A 2,444-nucleotide genomic window follows, 5' to 3' on the forward strand; every position below is an offset into this window, starting at 1 on the left:
CGCCCGCCGCCCGCGCCGTCCCCCCGTACCGGCGCGGGCGGGCCGGCGGGCCGGTCGACCGGAGCTCAGGCCTTCCAGCGCGGATCGCGCCCCGAGGCGGCCAGCGCGCGGTCCCACGCGGAGGCGTCCTCCGGCAGCGCCACCGACTCGGCGAAGCCCGCGTACCGGCGGTACAGCTCGGCGTTCTCCGCCACGATCTCCCCGGCCAGCAGGGCGAGTTCCTCGTCGACCCCGATGCGCCCGCCGGTCGCCCGGGCCACGTCCCAGCCGTGCAGCAGCAGCTCCAGGACCAGCATCCGGGCGATCCCGACCGCCGGTACCGGAGCGCCGCCGAGGTCGACGTCCCCCTCCCAGACGGCCGGGTCCGCCCAGGCCGCGACCGCGCGCTCCAGCTGGGCCGCGTAGCCGGAGCGCCAGTCGGCGTCGGCGGTGAAGTCCCGCGCGCCGAGCTCCTCGGGCAGTTCGACCCGCCGGGCCCGGTGCTCCAGGCCGTGCGAGGTGTAGAGCACCCAGTGGTTGATCAGCGCACGGGTGTCGAACTCCGTGCAGGGCGTCGGCGCGTCCAGGGGCTGGTCGGCCGGGACGGCGGTGGCGACAGCGGCGGCGGCGGAGGCGGCGCGGGCCAGGAGCGGGTGCATCGGGTGGGCGGTCATGGCGCCGATTCTGCGCGGGGCCGTACCGGCCGGTCTTGAAGAAACACGACGGCTAGCCTGGCGGCATGGGCACGGACCCGCTGGACCCCCTGGACCCGTTGGAACCCCTGGACGCTCCCGGCCTCGGCCGCGGCGTGCTCCACCCCGCCCGGGCGGCGGAGCTGATCACCGTGGACCGGCTCGTCCCCGACCCGGCCGTGGCCCGGTTCGTCGAGTACTACTGGCTGGTCCGCTGGGACCTGCGCGGCCTGCCGGCGTACGAGCAGAAGGTGCTCGCCCACCCCAACGTCCACCTGGTCTTCGAGGCCCCGCGGGCGCGCGTGTACGGGGTGGACCGCTCGCTCTTCGTCCGCCGTCTGGAGGGCGCGGGGCACGTGCTGGGCGCGCGGTTCCGGGCCGGCGCCTTCCGGGCCCTCGCCGGGCACCCGGTGAGCGGGCTGGCCGACGGGTCGGTGCCCGCCGCCGAGTACTTCGGGCCCGGGGCCGACCGGGTCAACGCGGAGGTCCTCGGGGCGTCGGGAAGCCCTGCGGCCCTCGCCGACGCCTTCCTCCGCCCCCGGCTGCCCGAGCCCGACCCGGTCGCCGCCGAGGTCGCCGCGATGGTGGACCGGATCACCGGCAGGCCGGACCTGTGCCGGGTGGACGCGCTGGCCGCCGAGCTGGGTCTGACGGTCCGCCGCCTCCAGCGCCTGTTCGCCGAGTACGTCGGCGCTTCCCCGAAGTGGGTGCTGCGCCGGGCCCGCCTCCACGAGGCCGCCGAACGCGCCGGGACGGACGGCGGGTTGGACCTGGCCGCGCTCGCCGCCGAGCTGGGGTACGCGGACCAGGCGCACCTCACTCGGGACTTCGCCGCCGCCGTCGGCGTGCCCCCGGCCCGCTACGCGGGGGCGGGTCAGGCTCCGAGGAAGCGCTGCAGCTCGTCCAGGACGTAGTTGGCCCCGGTGTACCCGATTCCCTGGAACCACAGCTGGTCGTCGACCGGGAACGCCCGGTGCCCCTTGACCGCCCCCAGCGCCTGCCAACCCGGGCTCGCCAGGGCGGCGTTGGCCCCGGACAGCTCCGGATCGCCGTACGTCGCGTACAGCAGCAGGTCGCCGTCGGCCTTGGCGATCTGGTCCAACGGGATCTCGGTGTCGGACTGGTCGACGTTCTGCGCGTCCGGCCGGCCGACCTGGGCGTCGGCGAGCACCGTGCCGGGGAAGCTCTGCCGGCCGAACAGCCGGATGCCGCCGCCCTCCACGAACCGCACCAGGCTCACCTTGCGCCCGGACAGCTTCGCCGCCGCCAGCGCCTGGGCCACCTGCCCGGCGTGCTTCTGGTACGCGCCGGCGAAGGCCGCCGCGGCCGCCTCCCGGTTGAGCGCCTGGGCGTGCAGCTGGAAGTCGGCCTTCCACGGCGCCCCGGCGGTCTGGGTGAGCACGGTCGGGGCGATCTCGCGGAGCTGCTCGTAGCGGTCGCCGTCGCGGGTCTGGTTGGAGAGGATCAGGTCCGGCCGCAGCGCCCGTACGGTCGGCAGGTCGGGCGAGCCGGCCGGGCCGACCAGCCGGATCCCGGCCGTCCGGGAGGTCGGCCAGTACTCGGGGTAGCGGGTGTCGCGGGCCGGGAGCGCGGCGCCGACCGGGGTGATGCCGAGGGTCAGCGCGGAGTCGAGCACGTCGGTGTCCAGCACGACCACCCGCATCGGCGCGCCCGGCACCACGACGGGGCCGGTGGCGGCGTTCACCGTCACCGGCGGCACCGGGGTCGGGGACGGCGAGGCGCCGCCGGCGGGGCCGTCCGCGGTCGCCGGGG

At 76.9% G+C, this 2,444-nt stretch carries 3 protein-coding genes; 1 reads left to right on the forward strand and 2 read right to left on the reverse strand.

Annotated features, from left to right (window positions below; genetic code table 11):
- Positions 1–65 precede the first annotated feature (65 nt).
- On the reverse strand, positions 66–653 hold the full coding sequence (locus tag AE652_RS39545) for a TIGR03086 family metal-binding protein (RefSeq protein WP_049660441.1): 588 nt from the start codon (positions 651–653) through the stop codon (positions 66–68).
- A gap of 65 nt (positions 654–718) precedes the next feature.
- Here AE652_RS39545 and AE652_RS39550 point away from each other — a divergent pair, with 65 nt between their 5' ends.
- Complete coding sequence (locus AE652_RS39550; protein WP_082346268.1) at positions 719–1,585, forward strand: helix-turn-helix domain-containing protein; 867 nt, start codon at positions 719–721, stop codon at positions 1,583–1,585.
- On the opposite strand, the gene AE652_RS39555 is transcribed toward AE652_RS39550, so the two are convergent.
- A partial coding sequence (locus AE652_RS39555) for an iron-siderophore ABC transporter substrate-binding protein (protein WP_049660442.1) occupies positions 1,546–2,444 on the reverse strand: 899 nt, incomplete at its 5' end. The two genes, AE652_RS39550 and AE652_RS39555, sit on opposite strands and share 40 nt — an antisense overlap.

The sequence above is a fragment of the Kitasatospora sp. MY 5-36 genome (genome assembly GCF_001182915.1).
In the GTDB taxonomy this organism is placed as follows: Bacteria; Actinomycetota; Actinomycetes; order Streptomycetales; family Streptomycetaceae; genus Kitasatospora.